Genomic DNA, 19,470 nt, shown 5'->3' with positions numbered 1-19,470 from the left:
TCAAGTTGTTAGGAGACCCTCAATGAAAAAACTTGTTATTTTGCTCTCTACTCTGCTTTTAAGCCTGTCTTCAGTGGCAGCGAATTTTCAACCCGGAGAGCATTATCAAGTCTTAGAAACCCGTCACACCCGTTCACCTATGGTGACGGAGCTGTTTTCATTTTACTGCCCGCACTGCTTTACTATGGAGCCGATCATCAAGGGCCTAAAAGCGCAGTTGCCAGCCAATGCGAAATTTGAAAAAGCGCATGTTTCCTTCATGGGGGGTGAGATGGGTACGCTGATGAGCAAAGCATACGCCACCATGGTGAGCTTGAAAGTCGAAGAGTTCATGGTGCCAGCCATGTTTGAGCAAGTTCAAGTGAAGCAAAAGCCGCCACAAACTGCACAAGAAATGCGGGCCTTTTTTGTCGCTAATGGTGTTGATGGTAACAAGTTTGACGCCGCCTTCAATGGATTTGCGGTGGATTCTATGGTGCGACGTTACGACCAACAGTTCAAAAATGCCGATCTAAAAGGAGTGCCTGCGGTCGTGGTCAACAACAAGTATTTGGTCAAAGCAGGCTCGGTCAGCTCTGCCGAAGAGTACCACCAGCTGGTCAACTTCTTGCTGACCAAGTAATGCCTACGAAAAAGGGTGGGAGCCATTGGCTTCCACCCTTTTTTTTATTTGTAGATATTGGCGAGCAACCTGTCTTTGCGACTCCACACGTCGCCGAGCCAATGCTGAAATTGGCGCTTGTAGCGCTTATCGTTAAAGTAATCACCTTGCACTTCTTCGCTCATGGAAAGGGTGTCGATATGCACTTCTATCTTGGTCATCTTGCCCATCAAGATATCTTTAAATGGCTTATGACGATTTTGTGGGTAGGCGAGCGTCACATCAACAATTGCGTCAAACTGCTCCCCCATTGCGGCTAAAGTGTAGGCAATACCGCCAGATTTTGGGGCGAGTAGGTGCTGATAACCCGCCTTAGATTTGGCTTGTTTTTCTTGGGTAAAACGGGTGCCTTCAACATAATTTACCACCGTGGTCGGAATGTGCTGAAACTTCTCACACGAGCGTCGGGTCGTGGTTAGGTCTTGGCCTCGTTTTTCTGGATGACGGATCAAATACTCGCGGGAATAACGACGCATGAACGGCATATCCAACGCCCAACAAGCCATGCCAACAAATGGCACATACATCAGCGACTGTTTGAGGAAAAACTTGGGCATCGGGATACGGTCTTTAAATACCGTGCACAGTACAACGATATCGGTCCAGCTCATGTGGTTGCTGATCATCAAATACCAACGGTCTTTACTCAGCGACTCTCCGCCCTCGATATTCCACTCAATATTGTTCGATACGTTTAGGATCCAGCCATTTATCGTCGCCCAAAGCCACATAAACCAATTCGCCATCTTTGACAGAGGTAAACGCAGGGATTCAAAAGGCAACAAGAACTTGAATAGTGCCAATATCACTATCGCAATTGAACACGCGGCTGAGTTAGCAATAACTAAAGAAACATTAATAATTAGAGTAAGATAAGAAAACATAGCCAAGTGGTTATTTTGATAAAAATGCAATTAAAAACGGCGTATTATTGTACAAGCGAGACCCTGTTTTGTAATCCCTTTTATTGATGGTCAGATTAGTTTCAATTAATTCAGTAAATCAATGCTCGCTTTTAAAACATAAGTAAATCTATACTGGCGTAGTCATCATCAATAAAATCAAGGATGTACTATGACCTCGTTGAAGAAAGGATTTCTTGGACCGCTACTGATTGTGCCTCTCGTTATGGCCAGTGACAGCTTTGCTCGTGGCGCTCCAGAGCAAGGATTAAGTGGCGAGCTGTCCGTCAATGTCGTCAGCATAGACTCTAAATCCAATACCAGTACTAGCGCATCGAGCACCCGTAGTGACGGTGAGCTACAGCAAGTCACTTCCACTGGTGTATTTCCCTTAGGTAACATCAAATACGTATTTGGTAACCACCAAGTGTTTGCTGGTACTTCACGTGCCGACATTGCTATCGGTACAGTTGCACTAGAGCTGGGTTATCAATACAGTTTTAGCAATAAAAGTCAGATTGCCTTATCGGTATTGCCAACCGTTCTCGCAAATGACGTTTGGAAAGACCCTTACCAAACCGATAGCGCCCGCGGCGAAACCGAAGAGAAAGGCATGGCCTATCGTATGCAGCTGAAAAAAATTGGCGGCTCTTTGGTAAGCCTTGATTTGGCCTATGGTGAAAGCCAAGTGGATGATGAGCAATCTGGCGCTGCCGATTATGCCAGCCAAATGAGCCTGCTGGACCGTGATAAGAAGGTGTTTTACTCCAAACTGGATGTCATGGTACCGCTGTCGCGCAACGTATTACTGTTCCCAGCGATAAAATACATCAAAAGTGACGCAGATGGCGCGGCAATGAGCAACACCGGACTCGGAGGCGATTTGACGGCACTGGTGTTCTTGGGTAAACACCAATTTGCGGCCACTTATAGCTACGCAAAATATGACTACGATGCGGCAAACCCAATCTCAAACACGACCAGAGAAGATACTGCAACCAAAGCATTTCTTGCGTATGAGTACCAACAGTTGATGGATATCGAGAACTTGTCTTTGATCGCATTTGTCTCTTTGACAAACAACGATTCAAACATCGACTTCTACAACGAAGAAGGCACCATCTACTCGGTGGGTGCTAACTGGAAATTCTAAACCGCTTGCGCGGTCAATTGCCGTAACAACCTATCCATAGCTCGATACCCGAGCGCTTCGGCAAGATGCGCTCGGGTAATCACAGGGCTCGCTTCAAGGTCAGCTATGGTTCTCGCTACCTTAATGATGCGGTGATACGCCCGAATCGATAACCCCAAGCGATGCAATGCAGATTCTAAAAATTGAGCATCGCTCTTTTCCAGCTTACACACTTGATCCAACTCTCGACTACCAAGCAGGGCGTTAACTTTGCCACTTCGGCTGAGCATCTGTTCGCGTGCGACGAGAACCCGCTGTTTTACAACCGATGTGGTTTCCCCTCTATCACCTCCTTCGGCCAAGGTTCCTTTTGGCAAAGCCGGGATTTCGAGCGACATATCAAAACGATCCAGCAGTGGTCCTGATAATCGATTCAGGTAGCGCAGAATCACTTGAGGATTTACCCGTGCTTGGTTGCCCTCATAATAGCCCGTAGGGCTTGGGTTGAGTGCCCCGACCAACTGAAATCTAGCTGGGAAGCGGGTTTTCCCCGCCGCTCGAGAAATGATGATCTCTCCCGATTCCAGCGGTTCTCTTAATGAGTCGAGTACTTTGCGCTCAAATTCCGGCATTTCATCTAAAAACAGTAATCCATTATGTGCCAGAGAGATCTCGCCCGGCTTGGGTACAGATCCTCCACCCACCAGCGCTGCCATGGAGCTGGAGTGGTGTGGTGAACGAAACGGGCGACGTTTCCAGTTGTATTGGGTGATCTCTTGCTCAGTCAATGAGGCGACGGCCGCTGTTTCCATCGCTTCTGCCTCATCCATCTCAGGCAGCAAGTCACGCAGTCGTGAGGCCAACATGGTTTTTCCAGTACCTGGAGGCCCCATAAACAAAATATTATGGTGGCCGGCCGCAGCAATTTCTAACGCACGTTTGCCCTGCTGCTGGCCAATAATATCTTGCAAGCAGCGAGAATCGCTCGGCTGATGTTCGGCTTGCTCAGTTTGATTGAGCCCAAGTGGGGTTTGACCACAAATCTCAGCGCACACCGCCACTAAAGAGGGAGCCGATTTATGTCGCTCACTACTTACCAAAGCCGCCTGATCACCATTGCTATCAGGCACAACCAAACAGCGTTTACGCTGTTTGGCAGCTAAGGCGGCAGGCAATACCCCCTTAACTCGACGCATTTCCCCCGACAGGGCCAGCTCACCAATAAACTCATAGTTATGCAGCTGCGTGTTCGGTAACTGCTCTGATGCCGCCAAGATCCCGAGGGCAATTGGCAGGTCAAACCGTCCACCTTCCTTAGGCAGATCCGCCGGAGCCAAATTGACAGTGATCCTTTTCGCCGGAAACTCAAACCCTGAATTGACGATGGCACTGCGTACTCGGTCTCTTGACTCTTTAACCGTCGTTTCCGGTAAACCAACCAAGGCAAATCCCGGCATTCCATTGCTGATATGCACCTCGACAGTCACGTCCGGTGCCTCTACGCCGATACACGCTCGACTGTTGATAATGGCTAAGCCCATGGTTGCGGTCCCTGCAATTGTTGAGCGTTATAACTCATTGATGAATGTACACTCCATGTTATATACCGCAGTTGGTTGCTGAGAAAATGTGAAAAAAGTCCTAGGTTTTGCTTGTCATGTAACCAATTTCTGTGATACCACTAATGACGCAAACAATTTCACATAAATTGAATAATTAAAACGTATGAACTTAACCGCTCGCATTAACGCACTCATTATCCTGATTGTCGTGGTCATTATTGACACCACGCGGGGGCGAGTGGGCGGAAAGTAAACCACAAGATTTCAAAAAACCCCCGCACTGAAAGGTTCGGGGGTTTTTTACAATTTAAAAGCATCAATTAGTCTTTAGGGGCTAATACAGGAAGTAACGGAGCACGAGATGTGCAGTAATGGAAAAATGTGGCAACAGCCACAAGGAGGCGCACAATGACAGGAGCAGAACTGGTTGTTGCTGCGCTTAGACAGCAAGGCATTAAAACCGTATTTGGTTATCCGGGCGGGGCTATCATGCCAATCTACGATGCCTTATATGATGGTGGTGTAGAACACATTCTGTGCCGCCATGAGCAAGGTGCAGCTATGGCTGCTATCGGTATGGCACGTTCAACTCAAGACGTGGCTGTATGTATGGCAACCTCTGGCCCAGGTGCGACCAACTTGGTCACCGGTCTTGCTGACGCATTTCTTGATTCTGTGCCTCTAGTTGCTATCACAGGTCAGGTAGCAAGCTCCCACATCGGTACCGACGCCTTCCAAGAGATGGATGTTATCGGTATGTCCCTTTCGTGCACTAAGCACAGCTACCTTGTGACCGATATTAACGAGCTTGCACCGATCCTCGCAGAAGCGTTCGAAGTGGCGAAAACAGGTCGACCAGGACCTGTCATTGTTGATATCGCTAAAGATGTTCAACTTGCCGAAGCACCTGTGAGCACCCTGCCATCATTTACGCCACCAGCAAACCCGACAGCCAGCGATGAAGCTATCGCAACCGCTCAAGAGCTCCTGTCTCAAGCTGACAAGCCAGTATTTTACGTCGGTGGTGGTGTTCAACTAGCGCACGCAACAGACACAGTACGTGAGTTCCTGCGCCTTAATCCGATGCCTGCGGTCAGCACACTAAAAGGCTTAGGCACCATTGAGCGCCACGACCCACACTACTTAGGCATGTTAGGGATGCACGGTACCAAAGCAGCAAACTTAGTCGTGCAGCAATGTGATTTGCTGATAGCGGTAGGAGCGCGCTTTGATGACAGAGTGACTGGCAAGCTAGATACCTTCGCACCACACGCCAAAGTTATCCATATAGATATTGATGCGGCAGAAATTGACAAGCTTCGCTTAGCCAATGCGCCAGTGCGTGGTGAAATTGCCGACATCTTACCGAAACTTGAGCTTTCACAAGACATCGGTGAGTGGATTGCACACTGTGATGAGCTGCGTACCCAGTACAAATGGCGCTACGATCACCCGGGTGATTTGATTTATGCACCACTGATGCTTAAGCAGCTATCCGATATGATGCCAGATAGCTCAATGATCTCGACCGACGTTGGTCAACACCAAATGTGGGCAGCCCAGCATACCCAACCAAGAGATCCGCAAAACTACATCACGTCAGCTGGTCTTGGCACTATGGGCTTTGGCCTACCTGCTGCAATGGGCGCTGCGGTGGCTCGTCCAAATGACCAATCAATTTTGGTCTCAGGTGATGGCTCGTTCATGATGAATGTGCAAGAACTCGGCACACTCAAGCGTCGTCAGATCCCAGTCAAAATGGTGCTTATCAACAACCAACGCCTTGGCATGGTTCGCCAGTGGCAATCACTGTTCTTTGATGGTCGCCACAGTGAAACCATTCTTGATGACAACCCTGACTTTGTGATGCTAGCAAAAGCATTCGACATTCCGGGCAAAACCATCACCCGTAAAGAGGAAGTGGAGCCAGCACTGAAAGAGATGCTAGAGAGCAAAACCGCTTACCTGCTTCACGTACTGATCTCTGAAGAAGAGAACGTATGGCCGCTCGTCCCACCGGGTGCGGCAAACCAAGACATGCTGGAGAACACCTGATGAAACGTTATTTTTTAGACATCAAAGCGGAAGATAAACCGGTTCTACTAGAACGAGTATTGCGCGTCGTTCGTCATCGTGGTTTTATCGTACGTCAGGTCGCTGGTACTCAGAACTGTATTAGCAAAGTGGCCAGTGTAGAGATCATCGTCGATAGCGACCGACCAATCACTACTCTGACCAACCAAATCGAAAAATTGTGGGATATTCGTAGCGTCGAAGTGACAGAACTCGGCATGGACGAACTACCAAACAACAACTTACAACAAAGCGTGAGCGCATAAGGAAGGGATACCGTAATGGCAAAGAAGACTGCTGACTACATCTGGTTTAATGGAGAAATGGTACCGTGGGCGGAAGCGAACGTGCACGTATTAACTCACGCCATGCACTACGGCACTTCAGTATTTGAAGGTGTACGTTGTTACAACACTCCAAAAGGCCCGGTGGTATTTCGTCACCCAGAGCACGCTAAACGCTTAAAAGACTCCGCAAAAATCTACCGCTTCCCTATCCCTTACACCGAAGAAGAGATCATGGAAGCAACGCGTGAAACAATTCGCCAAAACAAGCTGGAAAGTGCCTACATTCGTCCACTAGGTTTTGTCGGTAATGTCGGCCTTGGTGTTTGTCCACCAGCCGATACCGAAATGGACCTGATCATTGCGGCCTTCCCATGGGGCTCATACCTTGGTGAAGAAGCACTAGAAAATGGTGTTGATGCGATGATCTCAAGCTGGAACCGCGCAGCACCAAACACTATCCCAACCGCCGCAAAAGCGGGCGGTAACTACCTATCATCACTACTGGTGGGCGGTGAAGCTCGTCGCCACGGTTACGATGAAGGTATCGCACTAAGTGTTGATGGCTACCTATCGGAAGGTGCGGGTGAAAACATCTTTGTCGTCAAAGATGGCGTGATCACCACACCACCAGCAACCAGTGCCATCCTTCCGGGCATCACTCGTGACACCATTATGATTTTGGCGCGTGACATGGGCTATGAAGTTCGTGAAGCCAATATCGCTCGTGAAGCGCTATATCTTGCAGACGAAGTGTTCATGACAGGTACCGCAGCAGAAGTTGTGCCAGTGCGCAGTGTTGACAAGATCGATGTTGGCGAAGGTAAGCGCGGCCCAATTACCCAAAAAGTTCAAGAGGCTTACTTTGGCCTGTTCAACGGCACCACTGAAGACAAGTGGGGCTGGTTAGATTACGTATACCCGCAGAAGTAAGAGGAAAAGGAAATGCCTAAATATAGATCAGCGACCACGACTCACGGTCGTAACATGGCGGGTGCCCGAGCACTATGGCGTGCAACAGGCGTAAAAGACGAAGATTTCGGAAAACCTATCATTGCGGTAGTGAACTCATTCACTCAGTTTGTACCGGGCCACGTACATCTAAAAGACATGGGTCAATTGGTGGCTGGTGAAATCGAAAAAGCTGGCGGTATCGCTAAAGAGTTCAATACCATCGCCGTTGATGATGGTATCGCAATGGGCCACGGCGGCATGCTTTACTCTTTACCATCACGAGAGCTAATTGCTGACTCAGTAGAGTACATGGTCAATGCGCACTGTGCCGATGCCATGGTATGTATCTCTAACTGTGACAAAATCACTCCGGGAATGATGATGGCAGCACTGCGCCTAAACATTCCGGTAATTTTTGTCTCTGGCGGTCCGATGGAAGCGGGTAAAACTAAGCTTTCAGACCAGATCATCAAGCTCGACCTGGTTGATGCCATGATCCAAGGTGCAGACCCTAAAGTTTCAGATGAGCAGAGTGAGCAGATCGAACGTTCAGCCTGTCCGACTTGTGGTTCATGTTCAGGCATGTTCACTGCGAACTCAATGAACTGTCTGACCGAAGCGCTAGGTCTATCACAGCCAGGTAATGGTTCAATGCTTGCTACTCACGCTGACCGTGAAGCACTGTTCCTAAATGCGGGTCGTCGTATCGTTGAGCTCACTCGTCGCTACTACGAGCAAGATGATGCGTCTGCACTACCACGCAACATTGCTAACAAAGCCGCATTCGAAAACGCTATGGCGCTTGATATCGCGATGGGCGGTTCAACCAACACCGTACTTCACCTACTGGCAGGTGCTCAGGAAGGTGAGGTTGATTTTGATATGGATGATATCGACCGCATGTCTCGCCGAGTGCCTCACCTTTGTAAGGTTGCACCATCGACTCAGCAATACCACATGGAAGATGTACACCGCGCTGGTGGTGTGATGGCGATTCTGGGTGAACTAGATCGTGCCGGTCTTATCAATGGTGATACTCGCACCGTGCTAGGTCTTTCGATGAAGGAGCAGCTGGCTCAATACGACATCATGCAAACCGAGTCACAAGAGGTGAAAGACTTCTTCCGTGCAGGCCCTGCGGGTATCCGTACCACTCAAGCTTTCTCTCAAGATTGCCGTTGGGACACTCTGGACGATGACCGTGAAAATGGCTGTATCCGCACGAAAGAAAACGCATTTAGCCAAGATGGCGGCCTTGCGGTACTGTCAGGCAATATCGCACTCGATGGCTGTATCGTTAAGACTGCGGGTGTCGATGAAAGCATTCTTAAATTTACTGGTCCAGCGGTGGTGTTTGAAAGCCAAGAAGACGCCGTCGATGGCATCCTAGGTGGAAAAGTTAAAGCGGGTGATGTTGTGGTTATCCGCTACGAAGGCCCTAAAGGTGGCCCAGGCATGCAAGAGATGCTTTACCCAACCACTTACCTGAAGTCTATGGGTCTAGGCAAAGAGTGTGCTCTTCTAACCGATGGTCGCTTCTCAGGCGGTACATCTGGTCTGTCTATTGGCCACGCCTCTCCTGAAGCGGCGAATGGCGGTGCGATTGGTCTGGTGAAGCAAGGCGACATCATTGCCATCGACATTCCAAACCGCTCAATCTCGCTACAAGTGTCTGAAGAAGAGCTTTTGGCTCGACGCACTGCGCAAGATGAAAAAGGTTGGAAGCCAGAGTCACGTGAGCGTGAAGTATCTTTTGCCCTGAAAGCCTACGCAAGTATGGCAACCAGTGCGGACAAAGGTGCAGTACGTGATAAATCCAAGCTAGAGGGGTAAACCTCTATGACGCTAACTGAGCAAACTGGTGCAGATTATCTGCGCCAGATCCTTAGAGCGCCTGTATATGAAGTGGCGATGGTGACGCCACTTCAAGAGATGTCTCGTTTATCCGAGCGCATTGGCAATAAGGTCCAACTTAAGCGTGAAGACCGTCAACCAGTGCACTCTTTTAAACTGCGTGGCGCATACACTATGGTGGCAAACCTGAGTGAAGAGCAGAAACACGCTGGGGTGATAGCCGCCTCAGCGGGTAACCACGCTCAAGGCATGGCGTTATCAGGAACAAAACTAGGCATTAAGACCACCATCGTCATGCCTAAGACCACACCAGACATCAAAGTCGAAGCAGTTCGAGGGTTCGGTGGCAATGTCGTGCTACACGGCAGTAACTTTGATGAAGCGAAAGCCGAGGCAGAGCGCCTTGCAGGTGAGCATGGTTTTACCTTTGTACCGCCGTTCGATCACCCGCTAGTGATTGCAGGCCAAGGTACGATTGGTATGGAGATGCTGCAACAAAACGGGCACCTCAACTACATCTTCGTTCCTGTTGGGGGCGGTGGTCTTGCCGCAGGTGTCGCTGTGCTGGTTAAGCAACTGATGCCTGAAGTTAAAGTGATTGCCGTTGAGCCAGAAGAGTCTGCTTGCCTCAAAGCCGCTTTAGATGCAGGTGAGCCAGTGGTGCTTGACCAAGTCAGCATGTTTGCCGACGGCGTTGCGGTAAAACGAATTGGTGATGAAACCTTCCGTTTGTGCCAGAAATACCTTGATGGTCACATTGCGGTCAGCAGTGATGAAATTTGCTCAGCGGTAAAAGACATTTTTGAAGATACTCGCGCTATTGCTGAGCCTTCAGGTGCATTAGCTCTGGCAGGGCTTAAGAAATACGCTGAGCTGCATGAGCTCAAAGATCAGAACCTAGCGACCGTGTTGTCAGGTGCTAACACCAACTTCCATGGCTTACGTTACGTTTCTGAGCGCTGTGAGCTGGGTGAGAAACGTGAAGGCTTACTGGCCGTCACCATCCCAGAAAGGCAAGGTGCATTCTTGGAGTTCTGCAATATCATCGGCGGACGAGCGGTCACTGAGTTTAACTACCGCTTTAATGACGATGAGCTGGCGAATATCTTTGTCGGTGTGCGCTTGCAAGGCGGCCAAGATGAGTTAGATAACATCATCCATGACTTACGTGAAGGCGGCTACCCGGTAGTCGATTTGTCAGATGATGAAATGGCAAAACTGCACGTGCGCTACATGATTGGTGGTAAACCTTCTCAGCCGAAAAACGAGCGTTTGTATAGCTTCGAGTTTCCTGAGTATCCGGGAGCGCTGCTTAAGTTCTTAACCACTCTTGGCACACACTGGAATATCAGTCTGTTCAACTACCGCAACCAAGGCGCTGACTACGGCCGAGTACTGTGTGGTTTTGAATTGCAAGAGAGTGACTTAGCCCAGTTCTCAACTCACCTTCGTGAGCTTGGCTATCAATGCAAAGATGAAACGGATAACCCTTCCTATCAGTTCTTCTTAGCCAATCGCTGATCTAAGGTCTTGCTCTGAATAATTCAGAGCAAGACCTTACTTTCTAATGCCATCAAGCCTGCAACCAATCTCGATACAGTTTCTCTTCATCGCCAAGATAATCGACTAACCACTCAAGTAAGCGATGGTTTTCCTGATCTCGCCATACCATCACACAACTGCTTAACGGCTTATTATCGACCAGTGCTCGCTCGACCAACTGGCCTTTATTGAGGTATTTCTTGGCAATGTGGCGTGGCATATAACCAACCCCGATTCCATCTCTAAGGCAGTTGGTGGCGCTGGACCAGTTCGGCAGTAACAAACGACGTTGCCCAGCGTAATGCCAATTGTGACGCTTAGGCAGATTAATCGAGGTATCATCTAAGCAGATAGCAGGAAAAGCCGATACGGTTTGTTCATCAAGGTGAGACTCCTGCGCTAGAGGGTGATCTGGCGACATAACAAACGCCCACTCTAACTCTCCCATGTTTTTAACCGCAAAGTCGCCGTTGACCGGAATGGCAGATGTCGCCCCCAAGACAATATCCGCACGACCATCAGCAATGGCATCCCAGCAGCCATTAAACACTTCCATGTTGATCTGCAGCTCGGCGTAATCGAATGTCTGATAAAACGCCTCTATCAAAGGTTTTAGCTGCTCAATCTTCACCACGTTGTCTATGGTCAATCGCAGTGTCTGATGCCAGCCGACTGCTGCTCGCTTGGTCTGGGCTTCAATTTGCTCCATCTCTCGCAGCAGGTGACGTGCTTGCTGGATAAACACTTCCCCAGCAGGGGTCAGCTCGACACGCCGAGGCAGACGCTCGAACAAGCTCACCCCAAGCTGCTGCTCAATCTGCCGCACCGCATAACTGATCGCCGAAGGCACTTTATGCAGGTGACTGGCGGCCAAAGTAAAGCTTCCGAATCGAGCTACGGTATCGAGCAGCTCTAGCGACTGTTTAGAGAACATAGGTTGCCATCAAATTTTTTGAACGATAACTAGCAAATATAGCGTTTAATTTTTATATCGCCAGCGAATACAATGCTTACAACCTTAATTCATGGGTTAGCGCTAATCCATTCATCGACAAATTTTTTGATAGTGAATGGTAAAACAATGAAATTCTCCCAACTTTTCTACCTAGCTTGTCTCTCTATGCTGGGTTTTGTGGCGACAGATATGTATCTGCCCGCCTTCAAAGCAATGCAAACCGACTTTGCCACAGGGCCAGAAGCCATTGCCCTTTCACTGTCTGTCTTTCTTGCAGGTCTTGCATCAGGTCAGTTCCTGTGGGGGCTGGCTAGTGATAAATTTGGTCATCGCAACACCTTAGCCGTTGGCCTGACAATTTTTACCTTGGCCTCTTTCGGATTGGCCTTCAGTGAACAGGTATGGCAATTACTCTCACTACGCTTTATACAAGCAATCGGCGTATGTGCGCCTGCGGTGATTTGGCAAGCAATGGTGATCCAACGTTATGAAGGGAAAACCAGCCAGCAAATCTTCGCAACCTTGATGCCGCTGGTGGCACTATCTCCAGCTTTAGCGCCTCAACTTGGCGTGGTACTGCTTAACCAATTGGGTTGGAACAGCATCTTTATTACCCTAACCTTAGTGGGTCTAGCGCTAGTCATTGCGACCATGATGCAGCCTAAAACTCAGGTAGAGGCAAAGACCACCAGCGTAAAACAAGACGTTTCAGCATTATTGAAGTCAAAGACCTACCTTGGCAACGTGATGATGTTTGCGATGGCATCAGCGTCGTTTTTTGCTTATCTGACAGGTATGCCAGAAATCATGGCGCAACTGGGATATAACGCTCAAGAGATCGGCATGAGCTTTATTCCTCAGACGATTGCCTTCATGACGGGCGGTTACTTAGGTAAGCGTTTGGTGGCAAAGTACGGGGATGAAAAAATTCTTAAGCACCTGCTGGCTCTATTTAGCGTCGCAAGTTTGCTGGTGTTTATGGCAACCCAATGGGAACTGACGTCCATCATTCCATTATTGGCACCGTTTTGCTTTATCGCTGTGGCGAATGGTGCTATTTATCCGATTGTGGTTAACCGTGCCCTATCAAGTGCTAAGCAGAGCCCAGCCACTGCCGCTGGCTTGCAAAATAGCCTTCAAGTGAGTGCGAGTGGCCTTGCCAGTGCACTGGTCGCCGCCTTTGCCAGTCAAGCATTGCCCGTCACTGGCTTTGCTATCCTAATTTGCTTAGTGGGACTTTGGGTAGGATACGTACTTGCCAACCAAAAACTTGCTGAGCATTTCCAAACGCCTGATAACTCTAGAGTGGTCAGCGACGAATAAAGTAGCAGGTGTTGCAAGCATAAAAAAAGCGCTGATAATTCAGCGCTTTTTTTGTAGCTATTGCTTCGACTACACGTCGAGGTTCGCCACTTTCAATGCGTTCTCTTCGATGAAGTTACGACGCGGTTCAACTTGGTCACCCATTAGGGTGGTGAACAGTTGGTCAGCACCCACAGCATCTTCAATCGTCACCTGCATCATGCGACGAGTTTCTGGGTCCATCGTGGTTTCCCAAAGTTGATCTGGGTTCATCTCACCTAGACCTTTGTAGCGTTGTAGGCTTAGACCACGACGAGACTCTTTGATCAGCCAGTTTAGTGCGTCAGCAAAGTTAGATACATTGTAAGTACGCTCACCACGTTTGATGTAAGCGCCCTCTTCAATCAGGCCATCAAGAGCTTCTGATAGATCCGCTAGCTTGCGGTATTCTTTAGAATTAATGAGGTCAATGCTGATTGCGTATTCATGGTCAACACCATGTGTACGTACCAATACTTTCGGCAGGTTCAAACCAAGCTCTTCGTGTTGCTCAACTTCAAAGCTGTATTGGCTAGCGCCAACTTCTTTGGCGTTTAGCTGCTCAACTAACTGCTTAGTCCAAGCTTCCACGGCATCAGCGTCGTGACACTGCTCAGCGGTTAGGCGAGGAACATAAACAAGTTCATGAACTAGTGAACGTGGGTAACGACGGCTCATGCGATCTATAAGCTTCATACCCGCATTGTACTGCTGAACAAGGCCTTCAAGTGCTTCACCACCAAGTGCTGGCGCTTCTGGATTGACGTGCAGTGCAGCGTTATCCATAGCCAAAGCCACTTGATACTGATTCATTGCATCTTCATCTTTGATGTACTGCTCTTGTTTGCCCTTCTTCACCTTGTAAAGTGGTGGCTGAGCAATGTACACGTAGCCACGCTCGATAAGCTCAGGCATTTGACGGTAGAAGAAGGTCAACAGTAGCGTACGGATGTGCGAACCATCGACATCGGCATCGGTCATGATGATGATGTTGTGGTAACGCAGTTTGTCTGGGTTGTACTCGTCACGACCGATACCACAGCCAAGTGCCGTGATAAGGGTAGCCACTTCTTGGGAAGATAGCATCTTGTCGAAACGTGCTTTTTCTACGTTAAGGATTTTACCTTTCAGAGGAAGAATCGCTTGGTTCTTACGGTTACGACCCTGCTTAGCACTACCGCCCGCAGAGTCACCCTCCACAATGTAGAGTTCAGAAAGCGCTGGGTCTTTCTCTTGGCAATCCGCAAGCTTGCCTGGCAGGCCAGCAAGATCGAGTGCGCCTTTACGACGAGTCATTTCACGCGCTTTACGCGCCGCTTCACGGGCACGAGCGGCATCGATGATCTTAGAACATACCATCTTAGCTTCTGATGGGTTCTCAACTAGGAACTCAGATAGCTTCTCACCCATTGCAGACTCAACCGCTGATTTCACCTCAGATGAAACCAGCTTGTCTTTGGTCTGGCTTGAGAACTTAGGATCAGGCACCTTCACCGACACAACCGCCGTTAGACCTTCACGAGCATCATCACCTGAAGTCGCAGTTTTTGCTTTCTTCGAGAAGCCTTCCTTGTCCATGAACGAGTTCAGGGTACGAGTTAGCGCCGCACGGAAGCCCGCAAGGTGAGTACCACCATCACGCTGAGGAATGTTGTTGGTGAAACAGAAGATGTTCTCTTGGAAACCATCGTTCCACTGCATTGCTACTTCTACAGCGATACCATCTTCACGTTCGAAGTCGAAGTGGAAAATCTTTTCGATGATTGGTGTTTTGTTGGTGTTCAGGTGCTCAACAAACGCTTGGATACCACCTTCAAACATGAAGTGGTCACTCTTGTCTGCTTCACGCTCATCAACCAATTTGATTGATACACCAGAGTTTAGGAACGAAAGCTCGCGCAGACGTTTTGCTAGGATGTCGTAGTGGAATTCTGTTTGTGAGAAAGTCTCAGCACTTGGCCAGAAGCGGATCTTAGTACCCGTTGCTTCCGTCTCACCAATGACGCTTAGTGGCGCTTGTGGCTCACCGTGATGGTAAGTTTGAGTGTGGATCTTGCCTTCACGATGAATAACAAGCTCAACTTTTTCCGACAGTGCGTTCACTACCGAAACACCTACACCGTGTAGACCACCCGATACCTTGTACGAGTTATCATCGAACTTACCACCTGCGTGAAGTACCGTCATGATAACTTCTGCAGCTGATACCTGCTCTTCTGGGTGCATTTCAGTTGGAATACCACGGCCGTCATCGCTTACCGATACTGAGTTATCCTCATGAATGGTCACGATGATGTCTTTACAGTGACCCGCCAACGCTTCATCAATTGAGTTATCGACGACCTCAAACACCATATGGTGCAGACCGGTACCGTCATCAGTGTCGCCAATGTACATACCCGGACGCTTACGTACTGCATCCAGACCCTTAAGTACCTTAATACTCGATGAATCGTAATTTTCAGACATGAGTTACTCTCTCACTATTTATCCTTGCTCAATTGTACCCTGTTCCACATGAAACATCTTGCTCTTATCGTCGAGCATATCCTCGACTTGGCTAGCGGTAATTGAGCTTACAAAAACTTGAGCCCCCGTCGCTTTCAAGCAGTCAGCGAGACGCTTGCGACGTTGGCTATCTAATTCTGATGCAAAGTCATCTATTAGATAGATACATTGCTTACCGGTCTTCTCGGTTAGGTGTTGCCCTTGGGCGACTCGGAGCGCACAAACCATCAATTTGAGTTGTCCGCGTGACAGCACGTCTTCCACCGGAGTGCCTGCCACTTTGATCCGTAAATCCGCTTTATTCGGACCGCTGAAAGTATACCCTAGTTGCTGATCTCTCTCGAAGTTTTCGCGCAAAACTTGCTCATAGGGCGTATCTTTTTCCCACCCTCGATAGTATTTGAGAGAAATTTCGAACTCTGGCAAGAATTCTCGACAGATTTGCTCGGCGGTTTGGCTGACTTCTTGAATATAATCACTGCGCCACTGACTGATAGATTCCGCCAGTTGGGCAAGCTCTTTATCCCAATAACTCAGCTCACGATAACTTTGAGCGTTTTTTAGTAGCGCATTACGCTGTTTACTCAGTCGCTTAAATCGCCCCCAAGCTTGATAGAACTCAGGCTCGGTATGAAACACGCCCCAATCAATAAATGCTCGGCGGTGCTTCGGCCCATCGGTCAACAAATCGAACCCTTCTGGGTGAATCAATTGCAGTGGTAACACCTGAGCGAGCTGGGCCAGCTTCTGTCCAGATTGACCGCCTATTTTAACCTCTGTTGTGCCATCGCGCTGTTTATTTATGCCAATCGGTAGCTCAAATTGATCCGAGTTCAAAAAACGGCCGTGAACAAACAGCTCACTGCACTCATTTTGGATAACTCGCCCAGTTAATGAGCTTTTAAAAGAGCGGCCATGACCAAGAAGATAAACGGCCTCAAGCACGCTAGTTTTACCACTACCGTTAGGGCCAATAAGAAAATTAAAGCCTGATGATAACGAGATATCACAGGCTTTAATATTGCGAAACTGCTGGACAATCAGTCGAGTCAGAGGCATTACGCCACACCCATTAGAGACGAATTGGCATTACGACATACATCGCACTGTCGTCCTGTGCGTTTTCTATCAGCGCACTGGCGTTAGCATCAGACATGGAGATACGCACTTGCTCACAACGCAGCGTATTAAGTACATCAAGTACGTAACTTACGTTAAAGCCAATCTCCAATGCTTCCCCTTGGAAGGAAACATCCAGTTGCTCTTCTGCTTCTTCCTGCTCTGGGTTGTTCGCCGTGATACGCATTTGGTCACCTTCAAAGTTAACCCGAACACCACGGAATTTTTCATTGGATAGAATCGCAGCACGTGAAAAAGCTTGACGCAGCTCATCACAACCCGCTTCTAGGGTTTTGTTGCTAGATTGCGGCATTACGCGGCGATAATCTGGGAAACGACCATCAACTAACTTAGACGTGAAGGTAAAGTTACTGACCTCTGCACGAAGGTTGGATGAACCAATCTGTAAAGTTACGTTCGCTTCTGGCATATCCAAAAGCTTCACCAGCTCTAGTACACCTTTACGTGGCACGATGATTTGCTGGTTTGCAAACTCAGCGTCTAGTGTGGTTTGCGCTACCGCCATACGGTGGCCATCGGTGGCAACTGAGCGCAGTGTAGTGCCATCAATTTCAAACAGCATACCATTTAGGTAGTAACGCACATCTTGGTTTGCCATTGAGAATTGGGTCTTCTCAATAATGCCGCGCAGCGCTGCTTGGGTTAAGGTGATCTCTACTTCACTTTGCCAATCTTCGATGTTTGGAAAATCGCTCGCAGGCAGTGTTGCTAGAGAGAAACGGCTACGACCAGAACGAAGTTGTACTCGGTCAGCTTCTAGTACCACGGTGATCACTGCATCATCAGGCAGACCACGGCAGATATCTAGGAACTTGCGTGACGGCACTGTGGTGCTGCCCGCTTCGAACTCACCTTCCAACGTCACACGGCTGATCAGCTCGACCTCAAGGTCGGTCGCTGTCATTGACAGCTCGCCGTTTTCTACTTTCAACAGTAAGTTACCTAGGATTGGCAAGGTCGGACGACCGCCTAATGCCCCAGAGACTTGTTGAAGTGGTTTAATTAGATGACTGCGTTGAATGGTAAATTTCATCGTTATCTCTTTTAGTGTCTTATGAAGACAAGGTTCGGATCAGGTTTGAGTAGTCTTCTTTTATATCATGACTCTCTTCACGTAGCTGCTCAATCTTACGGCAAGCGTGCAGTACCGTGGTGTGGTCGCGGCCACCAAAGGCGTCACCAATTTCAGGCAAGCTGTGGTTGGTTAGCTCTTTAGATAGTGCCATCGCCAGCTGGCGTGGACGAGCAACCGAACGTGAACGGCGCTTAGACAGCAGATCCGCCACTTTAATCTTGTAGTATTCCGCGACTGTTTTCTGAATATTGTCAATCGTGACCAGTTTCTCTTGCAGTGCAAGCAGGTCGCGCAGCGCCTCTCGCACAAAATCAATCGTGATCGGGCGACCAGTGAAGTTTGCGTTAGCAATAACACGGTTCAACGCCCCTTCTAGCTCACGTACATTTGAGCGTAGGCGTTTAGCGATAAAGAATGCCACTTCATCGGCAAGATGGATCTGGTGGTCTTCAGCTTTTTTCATCAAGATCGCTACGCGGGTCTCAAGCTCAGGTGGCTCAATTGCCACGGTTAGACCCCAGCCAAATCGAGATTTCAAACGATCCTCTACGCCGTTAATCTCTTTTGGATAACGATCAGAGGTTAGGATGATCTGTTGGTTACCTTCTAATAGCGCATTAAAGGTATGGAAGAACTCTTCTTGCGAACGCTCTTTATTAGCAAAGAACTGGATGTCATCGATAAGCAGTGCATCAACACTACGGTAGTAACGTTTGAACTCTTCGATAGCATTGTTTTGCAGCGCTTTTACCATATCTTGCACAAAACGCTCGGAGTGCATGTAGACAACCTTTGCGTTTGGCTTGTTATCCACAATAGCGTTGCCGACGGCATGAAGCAGGTGCGTTTTACCTAGGCCAGTACCACCATAAAGAAACAGCGGGTTATACGCAGCTCCAGGGTTATCAGCGACTTGACGTGCTGCCGCTAGGCCAAGTTGATTCGATTTACCTTCAACGAAGTTAACGAACTTGTGCTTGATATTGACGTTCGAGCGGTGATTCATATCGACAACTTCAACGTCGTTGTCATCCCAAGTTTTATGCACAGGCTTACGAGCTTGCAATTGCGCAGGCGCAGAAGTCTCTGCCGCAACATCCGCTTGAGAGCGAACTTGACGTGGTCTTGGCGGCGCAGAAACAGGCTTGCTGCCCACTTCAAAGCGCAAGCTTGGGATATCGTTACCACAGAATTGCTGTAGCAGACGATTGATGTTGTCAAAGTACTTGTCGCGAACCCAATCGAGTACGAAACGGTTCGGAGCGAACAGAGTCAGGGTATTGTCGTTAAGCTCTGCCTGAAGCGGCTTCACCCACATACTGAATTCGGTCGCTGGAAGCTCTTCTTGTAGCTGTTGCAAACATTGCAACCAAAGCGAAGATGACACACTGCCCTCACTATGAATCACGATAAAATTGAAAAGGTTGCTAATTCTAGCGCCACGGCCTGCAGATCACCAGTAAATGATCGCCGATCCAGTGAATAAG

At 48.7% G+C, this 19,470-nt stretch carries 15 protein-coding genes; 8 read left to right on the top strand and 7 right to left on the bottom strand.

The features are described 5' to 3' along the window. Positions 1–22: 22 nt before the first annotated feature. Complete coding sequence (locus tag J4N39_RS00075; protein ID WP_252020866.1) at positions 23–622, top strand: thiol:disulfide interchange protein DsbA/DsbL; 600 nt, start codon at positions 23–25, stop codon at positions 620–622. A gap of 44 nt (positions 623–666) precedes the next feature. On the opposite strand, the gene yihG is transcribed toward J4N39_RS00075, so the two are convergent. Next, a complete protein-coding gene (gene yihG / locus J4N39_RS00070) occupies positions 667–1,545 on the bottom strand; it encodes a 1-acylglycerol-3-phosphate O-acyltransferase, YihG family (RefSeq protein ID WP_252020864.1) in 879 nt (292 codons plus the stop codon). A 190-nt stretch (positions 1,546–1,735) separates the two neighbouring features. Here yihG and J4N39_RS00065 point away from each other — a divergent pair, with 190 nt between their 5' ends. Continuing rightward, positions 1,736–2,716, top strand: coding sequence for a DUF2860 family protein (locus J4N39_RS00065; protein WP_252020862.1), 981 nt, complete (start codon positions 1,736–1,738; stop codon positions 2,714–2,716). Here J4N39_RS00065 and J4N39_RS00060 read toward each other — a convergent pair. Continuing rightward, positions 2,713–4,236, bottom strand: a complete 1,524-nt coding sequence (locus J4N39_RS00060) for a YifB family Mg chelatase-like AAA ATPase (protein WP_252020860.1) — start codon at positions 4,234–4,236, stop codon at positions 2,713–2,715. The two genes, J4N39_RS00065 and J4N39_RS00060, sit on opposite strands and share 4 nt — an antisense overlap. A 429-nt stretch (positions 4,237–4,665) precedes the next feature. Between J4N39_RS00060 and ilvG the strand changes: the two genes are divergently transcribed. The 5 genes from ilvG to ilvA are packed head-to-tail and all read left to right on the top strand — an operon-like array spanning position 4,666 to position 10,943. Continuing rightward, positions 4,666–6,312 (top strand): acetolactate synthase 2 catalytic subunit, encoded by a 1,647-nt coding sequence (gene ilvG / locus J4N39_RS00055; protein ID WP_252020858.1) that lies wholly within the window; start codon positions 4,666–4,668, stop codon positions 6,310–6,312. Beyond that, complete coding sequence (ilvM, locus tag J4N39_RS00050) at positions 6,312–6,596, top strand: acetolactate synthase 2 small subunit (protein ID WP_252020856.1); 285 nt, start codon at positions 6,312–6,314, stop codon at positions 6,594–6,596. Before ilvG ends, ilvM begins: the two co-directional genes overlap by 1 nt. A gap of 15 nt (positions 6,597–6,611) precedes the next feature. Next, on the top strand, positions 6,612–7,547 hold the full coding sequence (locus J4N39_RS00045; RefSeq protein WP_252020854.1) for a branched-chain amino acid transaminase: 936 nt from the start codon (positions 6,612–6,614) through the stop codon (positions 7,545–7,547). 12 nt (positions 7,548–7,559) lie between these two features. Further along, positions 7,560–9,401, top strand: coding sequence for a dihydroxy-acid dehydratase (gene ilvD / locus J4N39_RS00040; RefSeq protein WP_252020852.1), 1,842 nt, complete (start codon positions 7,560–7,562; stop codon positions 9,399–9,401). Between the two features lie 6 nt (positions 9,402–9,407). Next, the gene (gene ilvA / locus J4N39_RS00035; protein WP_252020850.1) at positions 9,408–10,943 is read left to right on the top strand and encodes a threonine ammonia-lyase, biosynthetic; all 1,536 of its coding nucleotides are present in this window, start codon (positions 9,408–9,410) and stop codon (positions 10,941–10,943) included. 52 nt (positions 10,944–10,995) lie between these two features. Here the strand turns inward: ilvA and punR are convergent, their stop codons facing one another. After that, complete coding sequence (punR, locus tag J4N39_RS00030) at positions 10,996–11,898, bottom strand: DNA-binding transcriptional activator PunR (RefSeq protein ID WP_252020848.1); 903 nt, start codon at positions 11,896–11,898, stop codon at positions 10,996–10,998. A 147-nt stretch (positions 11,899–12,045) separates the two neighbouring features. Here punR and punC point away from each other — a divergent pair, with 147 nt between their 5' ends. Further along, positions 12,046–13,242, top strand: a complete 1,197-nt coding sequence (gene punC, locus J4N39_RS00025; protein ID WP_252020845.1) for a purine nucleoside transporter PunC — start codon at positions 12,046–12,048, stop codon at positions 13,240–13,242. A 69-nt stretch (positions 13,243–13,311) separates the two neighbouring features. On the opposite strand, the gene gyrB is transcribed toward punC, so the two are convergent. Genes gyrB through dnaA form a run of 4 tightly spaced genes read right to left on the bottom strand, consistent with a single transcriptional unit; the run spans position 13,312 to position 19,370 of the window. Then, the gene (gene gyrB / locus J4N39_RS00020) at positions 13,312–15,729 is read right to left on the bottom strand and encodes a DNA topoisomerase (ATP-hydrolyzing) subunit B (protein ID WP_252020843.1); all 2,418 of its coding nucleotides are present in this window, start codon (positions 15,727–15,729) and stop codon (positions 13,312–13,314) included. An 18-nt stretch (positions 15,730–15,747) separates the two neighbouring features. After that, positions 15,748–16,827, bottom strand: coding sequence for a DNA replication/repair protein RecF (recF, locus tag J4N39_RS00015; RefSeq protein ID WP_252020841.1), 1,080 nt, complete (start codon positions 16,825–16,827; stop codon positions 15,748–15,750). Between the two features lie 13 nt (positions 16,828–16,840). Continuing rightward, entirely contained in the window at positions 16,841–17,941 is a 1,101-nt protein-coding gene (dnaN, locus tag J4N39_RS00010; RefSeq protein WP_252020839.1) for a DNA polymerase III subunit beta, read from the bottom strand. A 19-nt stretch (positions 17,942–17,960) separates the two neighbouring features. Beyond that, a complete protein-coding gene (dnaA, locus tag J4N39_RS00005; protein WP_252020837.1) occupies positions 17,961–19,370 on the bottom strand; it encodes a chromosomal replication initiator protein DnaA in 1,410 nt (469 codons plus the stop codon). Positions 19,371–19,470 lie beyond the last annotated feature (100 nt).

The organism is Vibrio sp. SCSIO 43136 (assembly GCF_023716565.1).
GTDB lineage: Bacteria > Pseudomonadota > Gammaproteobacteria > Enterobacterales > Vibrionaceae > Vibrio.
Note: the sequence above shows the minus strand (reverse complement) of the source record. Positions and strands in the feature narration are given on the sequence as shown.